At 65.7% G+C, this 20,809-nt stretch carries 20 protein-coding genes and 1 pseudogene; 12 read left to right on the top strand and 9 right to left on the bottom strand.

Features of this window, described 5'->3' with window-relative positions; all coding sequences use genetic code 11:
• The first annotated feature begins 295 nt into the window (after positions 1–295).
• Positions 296–1,663 (top strand): sensor histidine kinase, encoded by a 1,368-nt coding sequence (locus tag CK944_RS16005; protein ID WP_103174072.1) that lies wholly within the window; start codon positions 296–298, stop codon positions 1,661–1,663.
• Positions 1,660–2,301 carry a response regulator transcription factor gene (locus CK944_RS16000; protein WP_103174071.1) on the top strand — a complete coding sequence of 214 codons (642 nt, stop codon included), beginning with the start codon at positions 1,660–1,662 and terminating at the stop codon, positions 2,299–2,301. The genes CK944_RS16005 and CK944_RS16000 overlap by 4 nt, the downstream gene beginning before the upstream one ends.
• A 35-nt stretch (positions 2,302–2,336) precedes the next feature.
• Here the strand turns inward: CK944_RS16000 and CK944_RS24210 are convergent, their stop codons facing one another.
• Positions 2,337–2,471, bottom strand: coding sequence for a hypothetical protein (locus CK944_RS24210; protein WP_256388155.1), 135 nt, complete (start codon positions 2,469–2,471; stop codon positions 2,337–2,339).
• The gene (locus tag CK944_RS23275) at positions 2,468–2,890 is read right to left on the bottom strand and encodes a hypothetical protein (protein WP_158248026.1); all 423 of its coding nucleotides are present in this window, start codon (positions 2,888–2,890) and stop codon (positions 2,468–2,470) included. Before CK944_RS23275 ends, CK944_RS24210 begins: the two co-directional genes overlap by 4 nt.
• Positions 2,891–3,651: 761 nt before the next feature.
• On the opposite strand from CK944_RS23275, the gene chrA reads away from it, so the two are divergent.
• Both chrA and CK944_RS15985 read left to right on the top strand, forming a co-directional pair.
• Positions 3,652–5,079, top strand: a complete 1,428-nt coding sequence (chrA, locus tag CK944_RS15990) for a chromate efflux transporter (protein ID WP_103174069.1) — start codon at positions 3,652–3,654, stop codon at positions 5,077–5,079.
• Positions 5,072–5,488 (top strand): annotated as a pseudogene (locus CK944_RS15985) (amino acid ABC transporter ATP-binding protein); the annotation flags it as partial. The gene chrA and the pseudogene CK944_RS15985, both read left to right, overlap by 8 nt.
• Before the next feature lie 36 nt (positions 5,489–5,524).
• On the opposite strand, the gene CK944_RS15980 reads toward CK944_RS15985, so the two are convergent.
• Positions 5,525–6,583 (bottom strand): ornithine cyclodeaminase, encoded by a 1,059-nt coding sequence (locus tag CK944_RS15980; protein WP_103174068.1) that lies wholly within the window; start codon positions 6,581–6,583, stop codon positions 5,525–5,527.
• Positions 6,584–6,719: 136 nt separating this feature from the next.
• Between CK944_RS15980 and CK944_RS15975 the strand changes: the two genes are divergently transcribed.
• Entirely contained in the window at positions 6,720–7,157 is a 438-nt protein-coding gene (locus CK944_RS15975; protein WP_103174079.1) for an Lrp/AsnC family transcriptional regulator, read from the top strand.
• Positions 7,158–7,387: 230 nt separating this feature from the next.
• Here CK944_RS15975 and CK944_RS15970 read toward each other — a convergent pair whose 3' ends face one another.
• Both CK944_RS15970 and CK944_RS15965 read right to left on the bottom strand, forming a co-directional pair.
• Complete coding sequence (locus CK944_RS15970) at positions 7,388–8,488, bottom strand: ParB N-terminal domain-containing protein (RefSeq protein ID WP_103174067.1); 1,101 nt, start codon at positions 8,486–8,488, stop codon at positions 7,388–7,390.
• Complete coding sequence (locus CK944_RS15965) at positions 8,485–9,789, bottom strand: AAA family ATPase (RefSeq protein ID WP_103174066.1); 1,305 nt, start codon at positions 9,787–9,789, stop codon at positions 8,485–8,487. Before CK944_RS15965 ends, CK944_RS15970 begins: the two co-directional genes overlap by 4 nt.
• A 450-nt stretch (positions 9,790–10,239) precedes the next feature.
• Between CK944_RS15965 and CK944_RS15960 the strand changes: the two genes are divergently transcribed.
• Positions 10,240–10,926, top strand: coding sequence for a hypothetical protein (locus CK944_RS15960; protein WP_103174065.1), 687 nt, complete (start codon positions 10,240–10,242; stop codon positions 10,924–10,926).
• Positions 10,927–10,933: 7 nt separating this feature from the next.
• Here the strand turns inward: CK944_RS15960 and CK944_RS15955 are convergent, their stop codons facing one another.
• Positions 10,934–11,788, bottom strand: a complete 855-nt coding sequence (locus CK944_RS15955; protein WP_229665250.1) for a MurR/RpiR family transcriptional regulator — start codon at positions 11,786–11,788, stop codon at positions 10,934–10,936.
• 175 nt (positions 11,789–11,963) lie between these two features.
• Between CK944_RS15955 and CK944_RS15950 the strand changes: the two genes are divergently transcribed.
• From CK944_RS15950 to CK944_RS15925, 6 genes are read left to right on the top strand one after another with little or no spacing between them, the layout of a single operon-like run.
• Positions 11,964–12,485 (top strand): TRAP transporter small permease subunit, encoded by a 522-nt coding sequence (locus CK944_RS15950; protein ID WP_103174064.1) that lies wholly within the window; start codon positions 11,964–11,966, stop codon positions 12,483–12,485.
• Positions 12,485–13,813 (top strand): TRAP transporter large permease subunit, encoded by a 1,329-nt coding sequence (locus CK944_RS15945; RefSeq protein WP_103174063.1) that lies wholly within the window; start codon positions 12,485–12,487, stop codon positions 13,811–13,813. Before CK944_RS15950 ends, CK944_RS15945 begins: the two co-directional genes overlap by 1 nt.
• 50 nt (positions 13,814–13,863) lie before the next feature.
• Complete coding sequence (locus tag CK944_RS15940; protein WP_103174062.1) at positions 13,864–14,904, top strand: TRAP transporter substrate-binding protein; 1,041 nt, start codon at positions 13,864–13,866, stop codon at positions 14,902–14,904.
• A 56-nt stretch (positions 14,905–14,960) separates the two neighbouring features.
• Positions 14,961–16,322 (top strand): glutamine synthetase family protein, encoded by a 1,362-nt coding sequence (locus CK944_RS15935; protein ID WP_103174077.1) that lies wholly within the window; start codon positions 14,961–14,963, stop codon positions 16,320–16,322.
• Positions 16,323–16,333: 11 nt separating this feature from the next.
• Positions 16,334–17,716, top strand: a complete 1,383-nt coding sequence (locus CK944_RS15930) for an aldehyde dehydrogenase family protein (RefSeq protein ID WP_103174061.1) — start codon at positions 16,334–16,336, stop codon at positions 17,714–17,716.
• Position 17,717: 1 nt separating this feature from the next.
• On the top strand, positions 17,718–18,878 hold the full coding sequence (locus CK944_RS15925; RefSeq protein ID WP_103174060.1) for an iron-containing alcohol dehydrogenase: 1,161 nt from the start codon (positions 17,718–17,720) through the stop codon (positions 18,876–18,878).
• Positions 18,879–18,918: 40 nt separating this feature from the next.
• Here CK944_RS15925 and CK944_RS15920 read toward each other — a convergent pair whose 3' ends face one another.
• The 3 genes from CK944_RS15920 to CK944_RS15910 all read right to left on the bottom strand — a co-directional run bounded on the left by CK944_RS15920 (position 18,919) and on the right by CK944_RS15910 (position 20,681).
• On the bottom strand, positions 18,919–19,128 hold the full coding sequence (locus CK944_RS15920; RefSeq protein ID WP_103174059.1) for a hypothetical protein: 210 nt from the start codon (positions 19,126–19,128) through the stop codon (positions 18,919–18,921).
• Positions 19,129–19,132: 4 nt separating this feature from the next.
• A complete protein-coding gene (locus CK944_RS15915) occupies positions 19,133–19,318 on the bottom strand; it encodes a hypothetical protein (RefSeq protein ID WP_103174058.1) in 186 nt (61 codons plus the stop codon).
• A gap of 73 nt (positions 19,319–19,391) precedes the next feature.
• Positions 19,392–20,681 carry a sorbosone dehydrogenase family protein gene (locus CK944_RS15910; RefSeq protein ID WP_103174076.1) on the bottom strand — a complete coding sequence of 430 codons (1,290 nt, stop codon included), beginning with the start codon at positions 20,679–20,681 and terminating at the stop codon, positions 19,392–19,394.
• Between the last annotated feature and the right edge of the window lie 128 nt (positions 20,682–20,809).

The raw sequence follows: 20,809 nt of genomic DNA, 5'->3' as shown, positions 1-20,809 counted from the left end.
GAGGTGCGCAACAGGACCGAACTGGCAGTGCTAAATCCGGCTGCACGGCCCGCCCCCGTCCAGGCGGCAGGGCCGTTGATCTAGGGCACGGCGGCGACCTTCCCGGGTGGGCATGGGATCGGCCCTGGGTCACGTCAGGACCGCGAGTTTCCATAGGTTCTGGCCCAGGGGGTCGCTGCAATGCCGCCGAAACGCGCTGCAAGCAGTCTGCAGGGCCGTGGATCGCCGTCTGCACCCTGATCCGACTGGACTTCAGTCCAGTTTCCCCGACCATGCATCCGGGGAATGATGGATCATGCGAGGACGGGAACTGGTTTGCACGGCTTGGAACAGGGCATCGCTCGCCACCCGCTTCGGATTGGCGGGCGGGGTGGTCCTGCTGGTCTTCTCGCTTCTGGCGGGGGGCCTGATCGTCCAGCAGATCCAGCGCGTCGTCGTCCGCAACACGGCGACCGCCGCAGCCTTCTACATGGAAAGCTTCCTGCATCCGCTGGTCGAAGGCTATATCGGCGACGAGGCTCCCTCTCCGGCCATCCGGCGCGCGTTGCAGGAGGTGCTGCCCGCGACCTCGATGGGCGACCGCATCCTGTCCTACAAGATCTGGCGCCCCGGAGGACTGGTCATCGAAGCCTCGGATGCGGACCTGATCGGAAAGACCTTCCCGCCGTCGGACGAATTGCGGCAGGCCTGGGCCGGACAGGTCGCCGCGACATTCGAGGACGATGCCGAGGAGGAGGACGAAGCGGAACACGCGCTCGGGCTGCCGCTTCTGGAGATCTACAGCCCAATCCGCGCCGACTGGACCGGCGAGATCATCGCCGTGGCCGAGGTCTATGTCGCCGATCCCGCGTTGAAGGCCGACCTTGTCGCCGCGCGCAACAAGGCGCTGCTTTGGGTCGGGGGGGCGGGGCTGGCGCTTGGCTTGCTGCTTTATGCCATCGTCTATGGAGGCAGCCGGACCATCGAGGCGCAGCGCCGCGATCTCGACCGTCAGTTGGCAAACCTGCACAGGCTTTCCTCGCATAACGGGGCATTGCGCCGGCGCGTGCAGGAAGCCGCGGCCCGCGCGGCGATCACGGCCGAACAGGGCTTGCGCCGGATCGGGGCGGATCTTCATGACGGCCCCGCCCAGTATCTGGCCTATGCCAGCCTGCGGGTGGATGCCCTTGGCCGTGCGATCGGGCCAGCGGCGCCGGAACTGGACGAGTTGCGCGATGCCCTGGCGCAAGCCATGTCGGAAATCCGGTCCATCTCGCGCGGGCTGGTGCTGCCCGACATCGCCGACATGTCGGCCCGGCAGATCGTCGAATTGGCGGTCGCGGCGCACCAGGCCCGCCATGGTCAGGCCGTGGACCTGACGGTCGATCTGCACGGCACGGTGACCATGACCCCGGCATTGCAGGTCTGCCTGTTCCGCTTCACCCAGGAAGGCCTGAACAACGCCGCCCGCCATGCCCCCGGTGCGGAACTGGGGGTGGTTCTGTCCCGAAGCGGGTCGAACCTGCGGCTGGTCGTGCAGGACCGAGGTCCGGGACCGGCGCCCGACAGTGTCCCGGGCCTGGGGCTCAGCGGACTTCGAGACCGGGTCGAGGCCTTGGGCGGACATTTCGGCCTTGAGCGCAAGAATGGAAGGACCGAACTGTGGATGGAGGTGGAGACATGACAAGGCACCGCGTTCTGGTCGCCGACGACCACCCGCTGTTTCGCGAAGGCGTTGCACGGACCCTGGCGGAAAGCACCTTGTTCGAGGTGGCGGGCACGGCCGCCTCCGGCGCCGAAGCGGTCGAGCAGGCGTCGCGCCTGGCACCGGACCTGGTTCTTCTGGACCTGTCGATGCCGCAGGGCGGATTGTGGGCCCTGGAACGGATCGCGCGGCTTGAACCCGCGCCGGTGGCCGTCATGCTGACCGTTTCGGAAGACAGCGAGGCCGTCTTTGCCGCCCTTGAAGGCGGGGCCCGGGGCTATCTTCTCAAGGGGATCGGCGGGACCGAACTTGTCGCCATCCTCCAACGCCTGATGGAGGGCGAAAGCCATGTGGCCCCCGCCCTGGCGGCGCGGATGCTGACCCGGATGCACAAGCCGCAAGACGCCCCGCCCGATCCGCTTTCAACCCTGACCGCGCGCGAGGAGGAGATCCTGCGCCTTGTCTCGGCAGGCCTGTCGAACAAGGAAGTCGCGCGCCGGCTGGATCTGCAGGAACGCACCATCAAGCATCACATGACCCAGATCCTGCAAAAGCTGCACCTGCGCAACCGGACCGAAGCCGCGATCCTCGCACAGCGCAGATGGGGCGACGGCTAACGCCATCGCCCCTCGATCCGTCGTTCGCGCGCTGCTCAGCGGGCGATGGCACCAAGGCGGTTGTAGTCCTGCCGGGTGGCGGGACGCTCGACCACCGTACGGTTCTGCGCATCCTTCAGTTCGTAGCGGCCGTTCTCCACCTCCTCGCGCCAGCCGTCGGAATAGGTCACCTCGATCCCGCGGTCCGAGCGTTCATAGCGCGTAGGGGTTGCATCCGGGGGGCTGCCGACCGATCCGCCACGACCTGCGGACCGGCCGCCACGATCGTCCTTCCCGCGGTCGTCCCCGCCGCGTCCACGCCCGCCGCGGTCATCGCCGGGGCCGTCATCACTGCCCCGGCCGCGTCCGCCGTGGTCATCCCCGGCGCGGTCATCGCCGCCACGTCCACGGCCGCCATTGTCATCGCCGCCACGTCCGTGGCCGCCGCCATGACCGCCGCCATGACCACCCCCGTGACCCGCGCCGTCATCGCCTCCGCGTCCGCCGCTATCGTCGCCGCCTCGGCCGCCGCCCCCTCCGTTATCGCCGCCGCCCCGGCCGCCGCCGCCATCATGGCCGCCGCCGTCGTCGCCGCCCCGAGCCTGGGCAAAGGCAAAGGACAGCGTTGGTCCCTTTCCGGGCGCAAAGTCGATCGTGACAGGCGCGGCAATCGCCGCCCCGGCCAACAGCAGCACCATCAGTCGCGATCTTGCCGAATGGCGCAGGAATGATGTTTGCAGTCGCATGAACGTGTTTCCTTCCTTGACCGGCCCCATGGCCGCTGATCACCCCTGCATTAAAGCACCGCGCGAGCCGCTGCGGATCGAACCAAGGTCCAGTCGATGCGGCGCAAAGGTTCGGCAAGGCCGCTGCCGGATGGACAGTTGCGGTGTCGCAGGCCTCGGCCTCTGCCATCCGATCGCTGCGACAAGGCCGCGTTCGGGGCGCCTGTCTGGACAGGCACGATCGACTTTGCGCCATCAAGGCGATGATGGACCGCGCTGCTGCCGCGGATCGCCTTGATTGACGCCCTGAACGGGCGTTGTTGCGGAACCTTCAAAACGTCACCGTGAAGGTCATCCAACGCCGGGGGCGTGTTTCCTCAGCCATGCCGCAGGCTGTGCAGCCTTGACGCGATGCCAGAGGATTCGGTCCTTCTGCGGCATCTGGACCGGCCGGACGGCATGGTGCAGGGTGCCGATACCACCCGCCCGGATTTGTCGCCGCATCCTTGGGCCTGTCGCGCATCCATGCCGACGACCTGAAACGACCGAAGGGCGGGATTCTGATCGGTGGCGCCCTGTGTCGCCGGGCACCGGACGCCACGAACGAGACCCGAAACTGGCCCAGTGCCGAGGCAGGAGCCGCGCCATGACCCATCCAGGAACACCGCCGGAAAAGGGCCAAGGGGACGACCCCACCGGCACTACCTTGCATCCCCCCCATCCTTCGCTGGCCGAGGCGACCCGAACCTGGGCACGCATCGCGCTTCTGTCCTTTGGCGGCCCGGCTGGCCAGATCGCCGTCATGCACCGGATCCTGGTCGAGGAAAAGCGGTGGATCGGCGACGGCCGCTTCCTGCATGCGCTCAACTTCTGCATGCTTCTGCCCGGACCCGAGGCGCAGCAGCTTGCCACCTATGTCGGCTGGCTGCTGCACGGCACGCGTGGTGGCCTGATCGCGGGGTTGCTGTTCGTCCTGCCCGGCGTGGTGGCGATCATGGCCCTCAGCTGGCTTTATGTCCTTTACGGGGATGTCGGCCCGGTCGAGGCGCTGTTCTTCGGCCTCAAGGCCGCCATCCTCGCCATCGTGCTGCAAGCCGTGGTCCGCATCGGCCGGCGGGCCTTGAAGAACAACGCCATGCGCCTGCTGGCGGTGCTGTCCTTCGTGGCGATCTTCGCCTTTGATGCACCCTTTCCGCTGATCGTGCTGACGGCCGCCTTGATCGGCTATCTTGGCGCGCGCGGCGGCCTGCGCGCCTTCGCCCCGGGCGGAGGGCACGGAGCCGTCGGCGGCACCCATGTCGATGATGCCGATACGCTTCTGGGCGAGGAAATGGCCGAGATGCCCCCCGCGGCGCGGCGCAGCGCGATCCGGGCGGGCGGTGCGGCGCTGATCCTGTGGCTGGTGCCCGTGGCCCTGCTGGTCCTGGCATTGGGGAACGGGAATGTCTTTGCCGAGATCGCCGTTTTCTTTTCGAAGATGGCGGTCGTGACCTTCGGGGGCGCCTATGCGGTCCTGGCCTATGTCGCGCAGGAGGCGGTGGGAACTTATGGCTGGCTCCGCCCCGGAGAGATGCTGGACGGCCTCGGTATGGCCGAGACGACGCCCGGACCCCTGATCATGGTGTTGCAGTTCGTGGGCTTCCTTGGGGCGTTCCGTGGCGCAGGCTGGGACAATGCGCTTCTGGCGGGGACGCTGGGGGGATTGCTGACCACCTGGGTCACCTTCGCCCCATGCTTTGCCTTCATCTTCCTGGGCGCCCCCTACATGGAGCGGTTGCGGTCCAACCGGGCGCTTTCCGCCGCCCTTACCGCCGTCACCGCCTCGGTCGTGGGCGTGATCCTGAACCTGGCGATCTGGTTCGCGGTCCATGTCATCTGGCGCGAGGTGCAGCGGATCGAGGCAGGGGCCCTGTCCCTGGAACTGCCGGTTCCGGGCAGCATCGATTGGCTGGCGGCGCTGCTGTCCGTGCTTGCCCAGATCGCCGTGTTCCGGCTGAAGCTGGGAATGGCGACGGTGCTGGTGGGGGCGGCGGGGCTCGGCCTTGCTCTTTATGGTGCAGGCATGATCGCCTAAGCACAGCCTGAGCCGTGCCGAGGCAGGCGAGCGGGCCGACCATTATCTGTCCCGCGTGGGCGTGGCGCACCGGAAGGACGCCTATCCCGGCTTCCTGTCCGGCGGAGAGCAGCAGCGCGTCGCCATCGCCCGCGCCCTCGCGATGGAGCCGGATCTGATGCTGTTCGACGAACCGGCCAGTGCGCTTGACCCCGAGCTGGTGGGCGAGGTGCTCGTCATGCGCAGCCTGGCCGAGGAAGGCCGCACCATGATCGTCGTCACGCATGAGATGAACTTCGCCCGCGATGTCGCCCACCGGGTGGTCTTCCTGGACCAGGGCGTCATCGCCGAACAGGGTTGCCCGCGCGAGGTGTTGCGCAACCCCCGGACCGAACGCCTGCGGGGGTTTCTGGCCGCGCAGGCTGCGTGACCGGAAGGGCCGCCCCGACCAGGGGCGGCGCCGGCATCAGGCGGCCTGCGCGCCCTCGGCCCGGCAGATCATGCCGAACAGATCGCGGGGATCGTCGGGATCGGCGATCATGTCCAGGTCCTGGAAGAACCCCGTCCCGCGCAGGCGGCGGTGGATATGGCGCAGGGCGCTGAAATCCTCGATCGCGAAGCCCACGCTGTCGAACAGCGTCACCTGCGCCGCGTCGGTCCGGCCGGGCGCCTCGCCCGCAATGACCTGCCACAATTCGGTCACGGGATGATCGGGGCCGAGTTGCTGGATTTCGCCCTCGATCCGGGTCTGGGGCGGGTATTCGACGAAGATCTCGGCGCGATGCAGGATGGCCGGGGCCAGTTCGGTCTTGCCGGGACAGTCGCTCCCGACCGCGTTGATATGCACCCCGCCGCCGACCATGTTGTCGGTCAGGATCGTCGCGTATTGCTTGTCGGCGGTGCAGGTCGTGATGATCCGCGCCCCAAGGATCGCGTCCTCGGCGCTGTTGCAGGACACCACCCTCAGCCCCCTGCCCGCCAGGTTCGCCGCGCATTTGCGCGTCGCGGCAGGGTCGATGTCGTAAAGCCGCACCTCCTCGATGCCGCAGACGGCCTTCATCGCCAGGGCCTGGAATTCGGCCTGTGCGCCATTGCCGATCATCGCCATGACGCGGGCGTCGCGCGGGGCAAGCCATTTCGCGGCCATCGCGCTTGTCGCCGCGGTTCGCAGCGCGGTCAGGATCGTCATTTCGGACATCATCACCGGATAGCCGGTGGCAACATCGGCCAGAACGCCGAAGGCCGTGACGGTCTGCAGGCCCCGGCGCATGTTGCCCGGATGGCCGTTCACGTATTTGAAGCCGTATTGCTGACCATCCGAAGTGGGCATCAACTCGATCACGCCGATATCGGAATGGCTGGCGATGCGAGGGGTCTTGTCGAATTCCGGCCAGCGGCGGAAGTCGGCCTCGATGGCATCGGCCAGTTCGACCATCAGGCGTTCTACCCCTACATGAAGGACAAGCCGCATCATGTTGTCAACGCTGACAAAAGGAACAAGAGCCTGGCGGGAAGGCGGGTTCATGCGGGTCTCCTTTTACACATGAACAGGTCGGGCGGCCGTTTTTGGCAGGATGCTGGACGAAACGGTCCAGCCACAACTGGACAATCTGTTGGTTCGGCATCAAAACTGGTCAAATCGGGCAGAGGGACTTTCCAAAGTGGACGATCTTGATCAGCGGTTGATCGCGGCCCTGCGTCGGGACGGCCGGGCTTCAGTCCAGCATCTTGCGGATCGCCTAGGGGTCAGCCGCGCCACGGTGCGGATGCGGATGGCCCGTCTGCAGGCGCGTGGCGAAATCCTCGGCTATACCGCCATTACGCGCGGCGACGTGTCGGACGCCCCCGTGCGCGGTCTGGTGCTGATCGGGATCGAGGGGCGGGGCGGCGACCGCATCATGGCACGCCTGTCGGGCATGGCACAGGTCTCGGCCGTGCATTCGACCAACGGCAAGTGGGACCTGATCGTCGAAATCTCGGCCGCTTCCCTTGCGGAACTGGACGAGGTGCTGCGCCAGATCCGCAACCAGGATGGCGTCGTCACATCGGAAACGAACCTCTTGCTGTCGTCACGCCGCACTGCAGCGCGTTGGACCTGACCGGAGGAATGCTGCCACCGCACCTGCGAAGGTCCCATCGGGACCTTGCTAGTACGAGGCTTGACATGCAAACTAGGCCCCCTGCCCTGCCTTGCTCAACGCATACGCCGTCGTCACCGGTGCTGTTCAACGTGAACACACTGATCCGCATTATAGCCGGTTGACGCGGATAAATTGAGACGGGCGTTGAGTGATGACGATCAGCGCAAGCCTCGAAGATGGCACCTGCCCTAGCCGATCTGATCCAACAGCGCCACAACCGCCGCCTCCAATCTGCGCCGGTCGATGGCTGAAAAATCACGCGGCAAGCGGATTTCCAGACAGCCGTTGGCAGCGATGCATTTCGCGTTGCCCTGCGGCCTCGGGATCTGGAAAGTGGTCTTAGCGCGGCCGGCGGGCGTCGCCGGACCGGACGCCTTGACAGGCGGCGCGTCTTCGGATGCGTCGGGCCCCTGCCCCGCGAAACGGCGCAGGACGTCCAGTTCATCCTTCACCGAACGGGTGTCCCAGTCCTTCAACTCGGCGGCGATGGCGGCGGCAAGACCCGGTATCTCGGCCAGGCGCTGCGCTAGGGCCAGACCCAATGCACGCGGGATCTCCTGAGGATAGAGCAGCACCTCTCCCAAAGCCTGGACCAAGGGGATGAAGTTTCGGATATAGCTGCGCTTCTGATATCCCGCCGACTTGAACAGGATTGCGACGGCGCGATCGGGATCATGTTCGGCCGTATGCGGGTCCATCGCGTAATGCAAGGCAAGCTGCGCCATTTCCGCAAACGAAATATCCTTGCGGACCATGTTCTCATCGACCATGCGGCGGTAAAGTTGTTCAAGGGCATCGCCTCGCGCCGCGATGCCGGCAGGAATGCGGCCCCAGGTTTCCGCATCGCCGGTGTCCTTCAGCAGCTGGCGATAGGCCGACAGGCGGCGCCATCCCTGGATCAGCTCAAAGCGCCCTTCCCTGCCCGGCTCAACCCGGATCGGATTGGACAGACCGATGTCTCGGATGGATTGCACCAGTTCTGCCAGTTCGAAGTCGGCCGCGGGCGCCCGGTCGCGGATCAGCTTGTGCGTGTCGATCGCATCCAGCGGGATCAGATCAACGATCAGCCCTGCCCGCTTCAACCTGACATGTTCCTGTGCCAAGGCATCGTTTTCGGCGCGGATTTCTGCTTCCAGGCGGGCGCGATCCCTCGTGGATTCGACGGTTTCGGCGATGGCCGTGGCCATGGGTCCGCGACGCTGCGGCTTGTCATCCTCCTTCCCCGCCGGGAAGGTTTCGGGCTCCTCGACAGGAACCTCGATATCGAACATGCGACGCTTGCGGCTCATGCCTTATCCTCCAGCTTGGCCCAGGCCGCCAAGACATGCGACCGAAATTCCTCATATGCCTGGTCGAATGTGGCTCGGGCCCGCCGCCAGGTTCCCCGCGTCATCTCGCGATAGTCGATTTCATAGACCGAGCTCAAAAAACGCCCTGATTGCTCCACCGCGCGGGTCAATTCGATCGGATGTTGCGCCATGCGTTCGCCGAAGACCTGGCGAAAAGCGCCCAGCATAGCCTGATGCAGTTCATTGGCCGGTTCGAACCGAGTCATCAGGAAACGAATGTCCGCGAATGCCTTGGGCAAGGCGATCTTCCCCGTGGGGAAGTTTTCGAAGCCATGGGACAGATCCTCAAGCGCCTCGGCCAACTGGCCGATGAAGCTGGTGGTGGAATCGTATTCCCAGTAGCCGGGACCCGAGGGAATATAGAGCATGTCCGCCGCAAAGACGGCATTCATCGACTGATAGCCGATGGCAGGCGGGCAGTCGAACAAGATCAGGTCATAGGCGTCGTCCGGCAAGGCATCCAGGAACCGCGACACCGCGCCGAAGAAGGTCCATTCCGGGTTCAGGTGCCGATATTGGGCACTGGCAAATTCCACGAACGCCGCATTGGCGCAGCTTGGAACGATGTCGATGGTGGGCCAGGCGGTCTGCTTGATGAAATCACCGGGCCGCAACGACCCGAGACCCATGTCGCGGATCGAGGCCGGCAGCTTTCGCTGGGGCAGGGCCGTTCCCGATTCCGCACCGGCTGCGGCGGCGTTCATGCGGTCGGTCTCGCGTTCCAGATCGCGGGCCATGATGCCCCAGACGGTGTGATCCTCGCCCACGTCGTTCAGGCCCATGGAATGGGACAGCGTGGCCTGCGGATCAAAATCGACCACAAGGACGCGATAGCCATCCAGGGCCGCGGCATGGGCGAAGTGCAGCGCGACCGTGGACTTGCCCGCGCCGCCCTTGAAGTTCGCGATGGCTGCACGGAAGGCGCGCCGGTTGGCGGGGCGTGGCGGCATCAGGGATTTCTTGTTGACCCGTACACGCCGACGCAGTTCGTTGATCTCGTCCAGAGAGAACCACCGCTGGCGGCCGTCCTCCTCGACTTCCCCGAGGGGAAGGTTCGGATCAGCGGCCAGCTTGCCGCGGAAGGTGGACTGGTTCATGCGGAAGATCAGCTCGGCCACCTCCCAACTGGAGAAGCGACGAAGGGTCTTCTCATTGTCCGGGCTGAAGGTCTGCCGCCGAATCCAGCCCTGCATCTTCAGAGACTGGGCCTGCAAACGGGCGAGGTCTTGGTGTGTATACATCATGGGCCTTGTTTCGGTGGACGCAAATCATTGTCATCCCCGCTTTTACGCCGAATTTGCCACCTTGGCAAAAGGGATGTTTAGTCGATGCAAGAAGACGCCCATCTTCAAGGCAGACAGGACGAATCATGTCTGGCAGTCAATGACAGTTCGCCAAGTCATGACACGACAGATTGGGTGACGTGCCGCGTACAGCCACAACAAATAAGGGGACATTCCCTTCGGAATAGGGGACATCCAGCGCGGCCCCCTATACCAAAGATACCGTTTTTCGAGGGAAAGCAGCCCGGCCTATGAACCATCAAGACCGAATCTCTTGACAGAATCGGGAAGCAGGACGCAAATAGCGATGCGACGGTGAAAAGCGTTTGAGAGACGTCCCGGAAAGCAGGGGAACATCGTTGACGGGGCAGTTTCGGACGGACGGCGCGGCAAGAGGCGGGCAAGGGTATGGATCGGGTGCGGGCGGTCGGCCGAGAGGCGGCGGCAAAGAAGTACGACATCCTGTCGGCCATGGTGGCCCATGCTTTGGCGGGCGATCCGCAGGCACAGCGGCTGGTCCTCCGGCTGATGGCGCTGATTACGACCCGCTATAACTGGCAGGGGAACGAGTTGTCCATCGGTCAGCGCGAGATCGCGCGGCTGTGGTGCGTCGACGAACGGACCGTCAAGCGGGACATGGCGCGGCTGCGGACCATGGGCTGGATCACCGTCAAGCGTCAGGGCGCGCGGGGCAGGGTGTCGGTGCTGGGCCTGGATCTGGACCGGATCCTGCTGGACACGCGGCCGGCTTGGTCCAACATCGGTCCCGATTACGTCTCGCGGATGGGCGGCGCGGAGGCGGGCGAGGGCGGGGAACCCGACCGGACGGTGGTGCCCTTCCGCCGACCCGATATCGCGCCCGCAGAAGGGTTGTGGGGCGCGGCACGCCTGCGCCTTGCGGCCGAGGACAGGCCGCTGTTCGACGCCTGGTTCGCGGGCCTTTCCGATGGTGGGACGCAAAACGGCTGCCTGACCCTGATCGCGCCCAGCCGATTCCATGCCACCTATCTGCGGACCCATCTGATCGACCGTCTGCGGATTGCCGTCGGTCGCTGCGATGGTCGCGTGCGGGAGGTTCGGATCGAAGTGGCCTAGGACCCCCTTATCGCCCCAGCTTGGGCGCGCGGAAGATGCGGGTCCTGGCAAAGACGTCCTCGAGCCGGTTCAGGCGGTCCTGCACCTGATCGGCGCAATGGCCCTGGACGCGGCCAAGCAGCGCCTCGACCAGCAGCAGGATCGCGACGGTCGAATCCCAGGCCGCAGGCATGTCGATCCGGCAGGGCAGGGTGTGGTGGGCGTGCCCTGCCGCGGGGGACAGCCAGTGATCGGTCACAAGGATGACCCGCGCGCCCAGGCCCGCCGCCAGTTCGGCCATGTGCACGGCGTTGGATTCGTAACGGCGGATGTCGAAGATCACCACCACGTCGCCCGCCCGCAAATCCAGCAGCGCCTGCTGCCAGTCGGTCAGGTGGTCCGAGACATAGGTGACCCCCGGACGGATCACGCGCAGCAGGGTCGCCATGTAATCGGCATGGGCATGGGTCAGCCGCCCGCCCATCACCGCGACATGGCGGCAAGAATCGGCCAGAAGCGCCGCCGCTGCATCGAATTCCCCCGTCGCAATCTGGTCCAGGGTGGCATGGATGTTCGCGATCGCCTGTGCGGCGAAGGATTGCATAGGGTGGCGGCGGCGCTCCATCTCCGGCAGGTCCAGGGGCGCGGCCAGCAGGCGCCCCACCTCCGCCCGCAGGGCGGCCTGGTATTCGGCATAGCCCTTAAAGCCTAGCTTCTGCACCAGCCGCACGATGGTCGGCGCCGAGACCTCGGCCGCGCTTGCCAGCATGGTGATCGACCCCAGGGCCGACATCGGGAAATGCGACAGGATATGGGTCGCCGCCTGCCGTTCGGCGCGGGTCAGCGACGCAAGGCTGGCGCGCATCCGCTGTTCGATGGTCACGACGCCCCTCCTCGTTCTGGAATGATCCTATCAGAAGCAAACGAAAAGAAAAATTCTTGACAGAATGCAAGGACCGGGAGGACGCTGAACCAAAAACAGGGAGAAGAATCGTGGCCTTGCCACCATTTCAGCGCGTTTCCGCGCCCGATGACCTGTTGCCGCAAGGGGGCTGCTGATGCCGCCCTTGGCGCTTGGCTTCGTGCGCGTGGTCGAGGGGGTCAACCGCCGCATCGGGCGCATGGCCTTGTATCTGCTGTTCGTGCTGGCGGGCGTCCTGGCCTGGTCGGTCATCGCCAAAGCCTTCTTCCGGCCCGCCTTGTGGACGCAGGAAATGGCGCAGTTCACGATGATCGCCTATGTCGTCCTTGGCGGGGCCTATTCTCTGATGATGGGCGCGCATGTGCGCATGGACCTGCTCTATTCCCGCTGGTCCGCCCGGACGCGCGCGGCGGTGGATTGCGTGACGGTCTTTGCCTTGATCGTGTTCCTGGGGGTGATCCTGTGGGGCGGGATCGAAAGCACCATCTATGCGCTTGAGATCGGCGAACGGTCGCGCACTGTCTGGCGGCCCTATATGGCGCCGATCAAGATCGTGATCTGCCTGGGCACCTTGCTGATGCTGCTGCAATCGCTGGCCTTTCTGATCCGCGACATCGCCATCCTGCGCGGCACCCCCATCCCCGAGGGGCATGGCTGATGTCATACGAGCTGATCGCCATCTCGATGTTTCTTGGCATGTTGGCCCTGTTGCTGACCGGGCAGCGGGTCTTTGCCGGCATCGGCTTTGTCGCGGTGATCGCGGCGATCGCGCTGTGGGGGGACAGGGGAGGGCACGACCTGGCCTTCACCAGTGCCATCAAGCTGATGAACTGGTTTCCGATGCTGACCCTGCCGATGTTCGTCTGGATGGGCTATGTCATGTCGGAAACGCGCATGGCCGACGACCTTTACCGGATGTTTCATGTCTGGTTCGGCCCGGTGCCGGGCGGACTTGCCGTGGGAACCATCCTGCTGATGGTGCTGGTGTCAGCCATGAACGGGCTGTCGGTCGCGGGCCTTGCCATCGGCGCGACCATTGCCCTGCCGGAAATGCTGCGGCGCGGTTACGACAAGGTGATGGTCACCGGCATCATCCAGGGCGGATCGTCCCTGGGCATCCTGGTGCCGCCGTCGATCGTGCTGGTGCTTTACGCGATGATCGCGCGCCAGCCGGTCGGGCATCTGTGGCTGGCTGGCGTCTTTCCCGGCCTGTTGATGGCGGGGCTGTTCATCGTCTATGTGCTGATCCGCTGCGGCCTGAACCCGCGCCTTGCCCCGCGCCTGTCGTCCGACGAACTGGCCCAGATCACCTGGGGCGAAAGGCTGCGCCTGCTGCGGGCGGGCATCACCCCGCTGGTCATCTTCGGCGCGATGATGGGGCCCTTCGTCGCGGGCTATGTCAGCCTGGTCGAATCCTCGGTCGTGGGCGCGGTCATCGCCTCGGCGGTGGCGGTGATCAAGGGCCGCTGGACGCGGACCATCTGGGAAACCTGCCTGCGCGGCACGCTGAACGTGACCTGCATGTTCATGTGGATCCTGCTGGCCGCGCTTGCCTTTGGCGCGGTCTTCGACGGGCTTGGCGCGGTGCGCGCCATCGAATCCTTCTTCCTTGAGGAACTGGGCCTGACCCGGTGGCAGGTCATCATCCTGATGCAGGTGTCCTTCCTGATCATGGGGATGTTCCTGGACGACACGGCCATGCTGGTGATCGTCGCGCCCTTGTATATCCCGCTGGTGCGCGCGCTGGAATTCGACCTGATCTGGTATGGCGTCCTTTATACGATCACCTGCCAGATCGCCTATATCACGCCGCCCTTCGGCTATAACCTGTTCCTGATGCGGGCGCTTGCGCCGGACCATGTCACCCTGGGCGACATCTATCGGTCGATCGTGCCCATCGTCGGCATCATGATCCTGACGCTGGCGATCATCATGGCCTTCCCGCAGATCGCATTGTGGCTGCCCCAGCAGGTTTACGGACAATGACAACACGGGCGGGCCAAACCGCCCCTTTCCCCAACACATCGGAGGTTCGGATGACGACAAGACGCAAGTTTCTGATGACCGCCCCCCTGGCCGCGGGGACCGCCACCCTGGCCGCGCCCGCCGTCCATGCCCAGGGCGCGCCGATCCGCTGGAGGATGCAGACCTATGCCGGCGCCGCCTTGGGCGAGCATGTGGTCAAGCCCGCCATCGACCGCTTCAATGCCATCGCCGAGGGCGAGATGCAGATCGAGCTTTACTATGCCGACCAGCTTGTCCCCACGTCGGAACTGTTCCGCGCCATGCAGAACGGCACCATCGACGCGGTGCAGTCGGACGACGATTCCATGCAGTCGCCCACCGAGGTGACGGTTTTCGGGGGCTATTTCCCCTTTGCCAGCCGCTACAGCCTAGATGTGCCGGTGCTGTTCAACCAATACGGGCTGAAGGAGATCTGGGAACAGGAATATGCCGCCGTGGGCGTCAGGCACATCTCGGCCGGGGCCTGGGATCCGTGCCACTTCGCGACCAAGGATCCGATCAACAGCCTGGCCGACCTGGAAGGCAAGCGGGTCTTCACCTTCCCCACCGCGGGCCGATTCCTGTCGCAATTCGGCGTCGTGCCCATGCAACTGCCCTGGGAGGATATCCAGGTCGCCCTGCAGACCGGGGAGCTGGACGGCATCGCCTGGTCCGGCATTACCGAGGATTACACCGTCGGCTGGGCGGACGTGACGCAGTATTTCCTGACCAACAACATCTCGGGCGCCTGGATCGGGCATTTCTTCGCCAATGCCGACCGCTGGGCCGAGGTGCCCGACAAGCTGAAGATGCTGATGGAGGTCTGTTTCGAGCAGTCACATTATTACCGCCAGTGGTGGTACTGGGGCGGAGAGGCGGATCTGCGCGTGAACGGGCCCAAGCTGCAACTGACCTCGATCCCCGACGCGGAATGGGCCACGGTCGAGGAACGCGCCCGTGTCTTCTGGGACGAGATCGCCGCCGAGTCCGAGGTTAAGGCCCGCGTGGTGGAAATCTTCAAAAAATACAACGACGTCATGGCCAAGGCGGGACGACCTTATCGCTATAGCTGATGCAGCCTGCCGCCGGGCGCGACAGCCCGGCGGCACGATCCTGGGAATGGACGATCATGCCTGCAAACCTGACACTCGACAGCCTGAAGACGGCCTTTGACGCCGGAGAGATCGACACCGTCCTGGTGGTCTTTCCCGACATGCAGGGCCGGCTGATGGGCAAGCGTTTCCATGCCGGCTTCTTCCTGGACGGCGGCCACGAGGAAACCCATTGCTGCAACTATCTGCTGGCCCTGGACATGGAGATGAACACCGTTCCCGGCTATCGCAGTGCGGGATGGGAACAGGGCTATGGCGATTACGTCATGCGCCCGGACCTGTCCACGCTGCGCCGCCTGCCCTGGCTGCCGGGCACCGCCATGGTCATCTGCGACCTGCTAGACCATCACACGCATGACGAGGTCGCAGTATCGCCCCGCGCCATTCTGAAGCGCCAGATCGCCCGTGCCCGCGACATGGGCTTCGACGCGATGATGGCGACGGAACTGGAATTCTACCTGTTCGACAACAGCTATGAAAGCCTGCGCGGCGGCATCGCCGGGCTGGTGCCGTCTTCCGGCTATAACGAGGATTACCACATCTTCCAGACCACGCGAGAGGAAGACGTGATGCGCGCGGTCCGCAACCAGCTTTACGGCGCGGGCATCCCCATCGAATGCACCAAGGGCGAGGCCGACGCGGGCCAGATCGAGGTGAACTATCGCTATTCCGACGCGCTCGACACGGCCGACAACCACACGATCATCAAGCAGGGCGTCAAGGAAATCGCCTGGTCGCGCGGCAAGTCCGTCACCTTCATGGCGAAATACGACACCGCCAAGGCGGGATCGGCGGCCCATGTGCACCAGTCGCTGTTCCAAGGCGGCCAGTCCGCCTTCCACGACCCGGAAGGCGATCACGGCATGTCTGCCACGATGAAGCATTTCCTGGCGGGCCAGCTTGCCGGGGCCGACCAGATGATGGTGTTCCTGGCGCCCTATGTGAACAGCTACAAGCGGTTCTGCACAGGGCTGTTCGCCCCCACCAAGGCCGTCTGGTCCTGCGACAACCGCACGGCGGGCTTTCGCGTCTGCGGCGAGGGAACCAAGGGCGTCCGCGTCGAATGCCGCATCCCCGGCGCGGATGCCAATCCCTATCTGGCCTGCGCCGCGCTGCTGGCCGCGGGCCTTGAGGGAATCGAGCGGAAGCTGGAGCTGGAGCCGGAAATCCGTGGCGACCTGTATCGGGCGCAGTCCGTGCGGGAAGTCCCCAAGACCCTGCGCGAGGCCGCGGAACGCCTGAAAACCTCGGATCTTTACCGCAGGGCCTTTGGCGATGATGTGGTCGATCACTATCACCACGCCGCCGAGTGGGAGATCGCCGAGACCGACCGCGTCGTCACCGACCACGACCTGCGCCGATTGCTGGAACGCGCCTGACAGGACCGACCATGAAAGACATCAACCTGATTTCCCCCATCGACGGATCGGTGCTGGTCCGGCGCACGCCGCTGGACCGTGACGCCGCCCAGGCCGCTGTGGCCCGCGCCCGTGCCGCGCAGGCGGATTGGGCCGCCCGCCCGCTGGATGACCGCATCGCCCTGGTCAAGGCGGGCGTCGCCGCGCTGACCGCGATGAAGGACGACATCGCCACGGAACTGGCCCGGCAGATGGGCCGACCCATCCGCTTCGGCGCGGGCGAGATGGGCGGCGTGAACGCGCGCACCGACTATATGGCCCAGATCGCCGCCGAGACGTTGGCGCCCAGGGTGATCGAGGACAGCGCCGGGTTCCACCGCCAGATCGCGCGCGAGCCGCTGGGCCTGGTCTTCGTGATCGCGCCCTGGAACTATCCCTATCTGACGGCGATCAACACCATTGTTCCCGCGCTGATCGCGGGCAATGCGGTGGTCCTGAAGCACGCAAGCCAGACCCTTCTGGCGGGCGAGCGTCTGGCCCAGGCCTTTCACGCGGGCGGCGTGCCAAGGGAGGTGTTCCAGAATGTCGTGCTGGATCACGGGACCACGGAAGGCCTGATCGCCGCGCGGGCCTTCGATTTCGTGAACTTCACCGGATCGGTCGCCGGGGGCCGCGCCATCGAACGCGCGGCGGCTGGTACCTTCGTGGCCCTGGGCCTGGAACTGGGCGGCAAGGATCCAGGCTATGTCCGCACTGACGCCGACCTGGATGCGGCGGTCGAGGGGCTGATGGACGGTGCGATGTTCAATTCCGGCCAGTGCTGCTGCGGGATCGAGCGGATCTATGTCCATGAGAGCCTGTATGACGCCTTCGTCGAAAAGGCGGTGGCCTGGACGAATGCGCTGAAGCTGGGCGATCCGCTGGACCCGGCCACGACGCTTGGGCCGATGGCGCATGTCCGCTTCGCGCAGACCGTGCGCGACCAGATCACCGAGGCCGTGGGGCAGGGGGCCCGCGCCCTGATCGACCCTGCCGGTTTTCCGCAGGACGACGGCGGCGCCTATCTGGCCCCGCAGATTCTGGTGGACGTGGATCATTCCATGCGCGTCATGGTCGAGGAAAGCTTTGGCCCCGTCGTGGGCATCATGCGCGTGTCGGGCGACGACGAGGCGGTGCGCCTGATGAACGACAGCCCTTACGGCCTGACCGCCAGCATCTGGACGCGCGACGACGATGCCGCAGCCGGCATCGGCGCGCGGATCCAGACCGGCACCGTCTTCATGAACCGCGCCGATTACCTGGACCCGGCGCTCTGCTGGACCGGCTGCAAGGATACCGGGCGCGGCGGCAGCCTGTCCTATCTGGGTTACCATTCCGTGACCCGCCCGAAATCCTATCACCTGAAAAGGGCGTGACATGAGCCTTGATGTCCCCAACCGCAACTGGTCCTATCCGACCGCCATCAAGTTCGGCGCGGGCCGGATTTCGGAACTGGCCGACCATGCCAAGGCGGCGAGCCTTTCCCGCCCGCTGCTGGTCACCGACAGGGCGCTTGCCGCCCTGCCCATCACCGCGGGCGCCTTGGATGTCCTGGACCGCGCGGGGCTGGGCCGCGCCGTCTTTTCCGACGTGGACCCCAACCCGACCGAGGCGAACATGCAGGCCGGGATTGCGGCCTTCAAGGCGGGCGGGCATGACGGGGTGATCTGCTTCGGCGGCGGCTCGGCCCTGGATCTGGGCAAGATGATCGCGCTGATGGCCGGGCAGCGCCCCGGCCTGTCCGTCTGGGATCTGGAGGATGTGGACGACTGGTACACCCGCGCCGATGCCGACGCCATCGCCCCCGTCGTCGCCGTGCCCACCACGGCAGGCACCGGCAGCGAGGTCGGGCGGGCGGGCGTGCTGACCAATTCCGAAACGCATCGCAAGAAGATCATCTTCCACCCCCGGCTGATGCCCACGGTGACCATCTGCGATCCCGAACTGACGGTCGGGATGCCTGCCTTCATCACTGCGGGCACCGGCATGGACGCACTGGCGCATTGCCTGGAAGCCTATTCGTCGCCCCATTACCACCCGATGAGCCAGGGCATCGCATTGGAAGGAATGCGCCTGGTCTTCGAGAACCTGCCCGTCGCCTATCGCCATCCGGACAACCTGACGGCCCGCGCCCATATGATGAGCGCGGCGATGATGGGGGCTGTGGCCTTTCAAAAGGGCCTGGGCGCGATCCATTCGCTGTCCCACCCGGTGGGCGCCGTCTATGGCACCCATCACGGCACCACCAATGCGGTGGTGATGCCCGCCGTGCTGGACTTCAACCGTCCCGCCATCGAGGACCGCATCACCGCCGCCGCCGCCTATCTGGGCATCCCCGGGGGCTTCGACGGCTTCCGCAGCCGCATCGTGGAACTGTGTTCGGAACTGGGCATCCCCAAGGGTCTGGCCGCGATGGGGGTCGAGGCTGACCGCCTGGACAAATTGACAGAAATGGCGCTGGAGGATCCGTCCTGCGGCGGCAATCCGGTCGCCATGACCGCCCAGAACACCCGCGCGCTGTTTCAGGCCGCGATGTAAGGGCCGGGCGGCGTCCTGGGCCGCCCGGCGGGGCTGCCGCCTAGCGGCCGCCCTTTGTCTTGGGGTCGTCGGTGTGGTGGCTGTCGCGCACGCCGCCACCGCCCGAGACGTCCGAATCCGGGCCGTTGGTCGGCTCACCGGGCTTCGGGCCGCGGCCCTCCGTCGGGTCCGGCAGGTCGGGGCGCTGATGGCTGCTGCCGGGGCCGCCGTGGTGGCGGTTCGCGGCGTCGGTTTTGTCGGATGTGGACATTGTCTTACCTGTCCTGCTGGTGACCCTGGTTGGTCGTGTTCTGCTTGATGTTGCCCTGCCGGCCCTGCTGGTCCAGGTTCCGCTGGCGCTGATCGGGGATGTCGGCGTCGGTCTGAACATGGCCGCCGGGATCGCCGGGACCCTTGTCGCTGCGGTTTTCGGGCGGGACGGGTGGAAGTCGCTGGGACATGATGTTCCTCCTGTTCGTGGAAAGGAACGACTGGTGGCGAGATTTGTTTCATGCCCCCGCGAAGGGCAGGGGGTCAAGCCCCCGTCACCCGCCAGATCACGTCGCCCACATCGTCCGCCATCAGCAGCGATCTGCCGTCCGCGCCGACCACAACGCCGACCGGGCGTCCATAGGCCAGCTTCTCGTCCGGGGACAGGAAGCCGGTCAGGATGTCGCGGGGCGGGCCGGCGGGCGCGCCATTCGCGAAGGGCACGAAGATCAGCTTGTAGCCGCTGAGTTTGGACCGGTTCCAGGATCCGTGCTGCCCGATGACCATGCCCTCTCCAAAGCCCGGCAGCGTGCCTGCGGGCATCCAGCACAGCCCCAGGGATGCCGTATGCCCGCCCAGGGCGTAATCGGGGGTGATGGCGCGGGCCACAAGCGCCGGATCCTGCTTCACCCGGTCGTCCACGGTGCCGCCCCAATAGGAATAAGGCCAGCCATAGAAGCCGCCGTCGCGGACCGAAGTCAGGTAATCCGGCGGCGTTTCATCCCCCAGGCCGTCGCGTTCGTTGACCACGGTCCACAGCGTGCCGGTCGCAGGCTCCCACGCCATGCCCACGGCATTGCGCAGGCCGGATGCGAAGATCCGGGCCTTTTCGCTGGCCACATCCAGTTCCCAGATCGCGGCGCGGCCTTCCTCGGCCTCCATGCCCATGTCCCCGATATTCGACAGCGACCCCACGCCCGCATAGACCTTGGTCCCGTCAGGCGAGGCGATCAGGCTGCGCGTCCAATGCCCATGCGGCTTGAAGCTGACCAGCTTGCGTCCCGCACCCGTCAGAGAGGTCGCGCCGGGCGTATAATCGAAGACGACAATGCCGTCGGTATTGCCCAGATAGAAGCGATCCCCGATCAGCGCCATGCCGAAGGGCTGGTTCTGGTCCTGGACAAACACCTCTTGCACCTCGGCCACCCCGTCGCCATTGGCGTCGCGCAGCAGCGTCACGCGGTTGGCGCTGTCGCCGATGGCCTTGGCGCGGCGCATGGTGGCCTGCGCGGCATGATCCATCAGCGTCCTGGGCGGGCCCGCCTGTTCCTTGGATTCCGCCACAAGCACGTCGCCATTGGGCAGAACCTCGATCCAGCGGGGATGGTCGAGGCCGGTGGCAAAGGCATTGACGGCCAGGCCCGGCGCGCAGGTGGGGACATGCCCTTCCTTCCAGCCCCGCGCCACGGGCATCTTCAGGGTCATGATCCCCTGCGCCTTGGCTTCCGGGATCTGCGGGCTTGGGCCCATGGCCTGATGTCCCGGTGCTCCGATCCGGCGGACAAGCGCGACCGCGCCGCCCACCACCGCAGTCGCCCTTGCGATGAATTCCATGTTTGTCTCCAAGCTGTCGGGGGAATGATAAAGGCAGGGATGGCGGCATGACAGGGGGTTTCTGCCGGACGCCACGCCGGTCGAACGCGTTTCCATGGGGGCAGGTTTCAGCCCGAAGGCACCCCTGT

Source organism: Paracoccus sp. SY (genome assembly GCF_002901215.1).
GTDB lineage: Bacteria > Pseudomonadota > Alphaproteobacteria > Rhodobacterales > Rhodobacteraceae > Paracoccus > Paracoccus acridae.
This window is presented reverse-complemented; position numbering and strand designations above follow the sequence as displayed.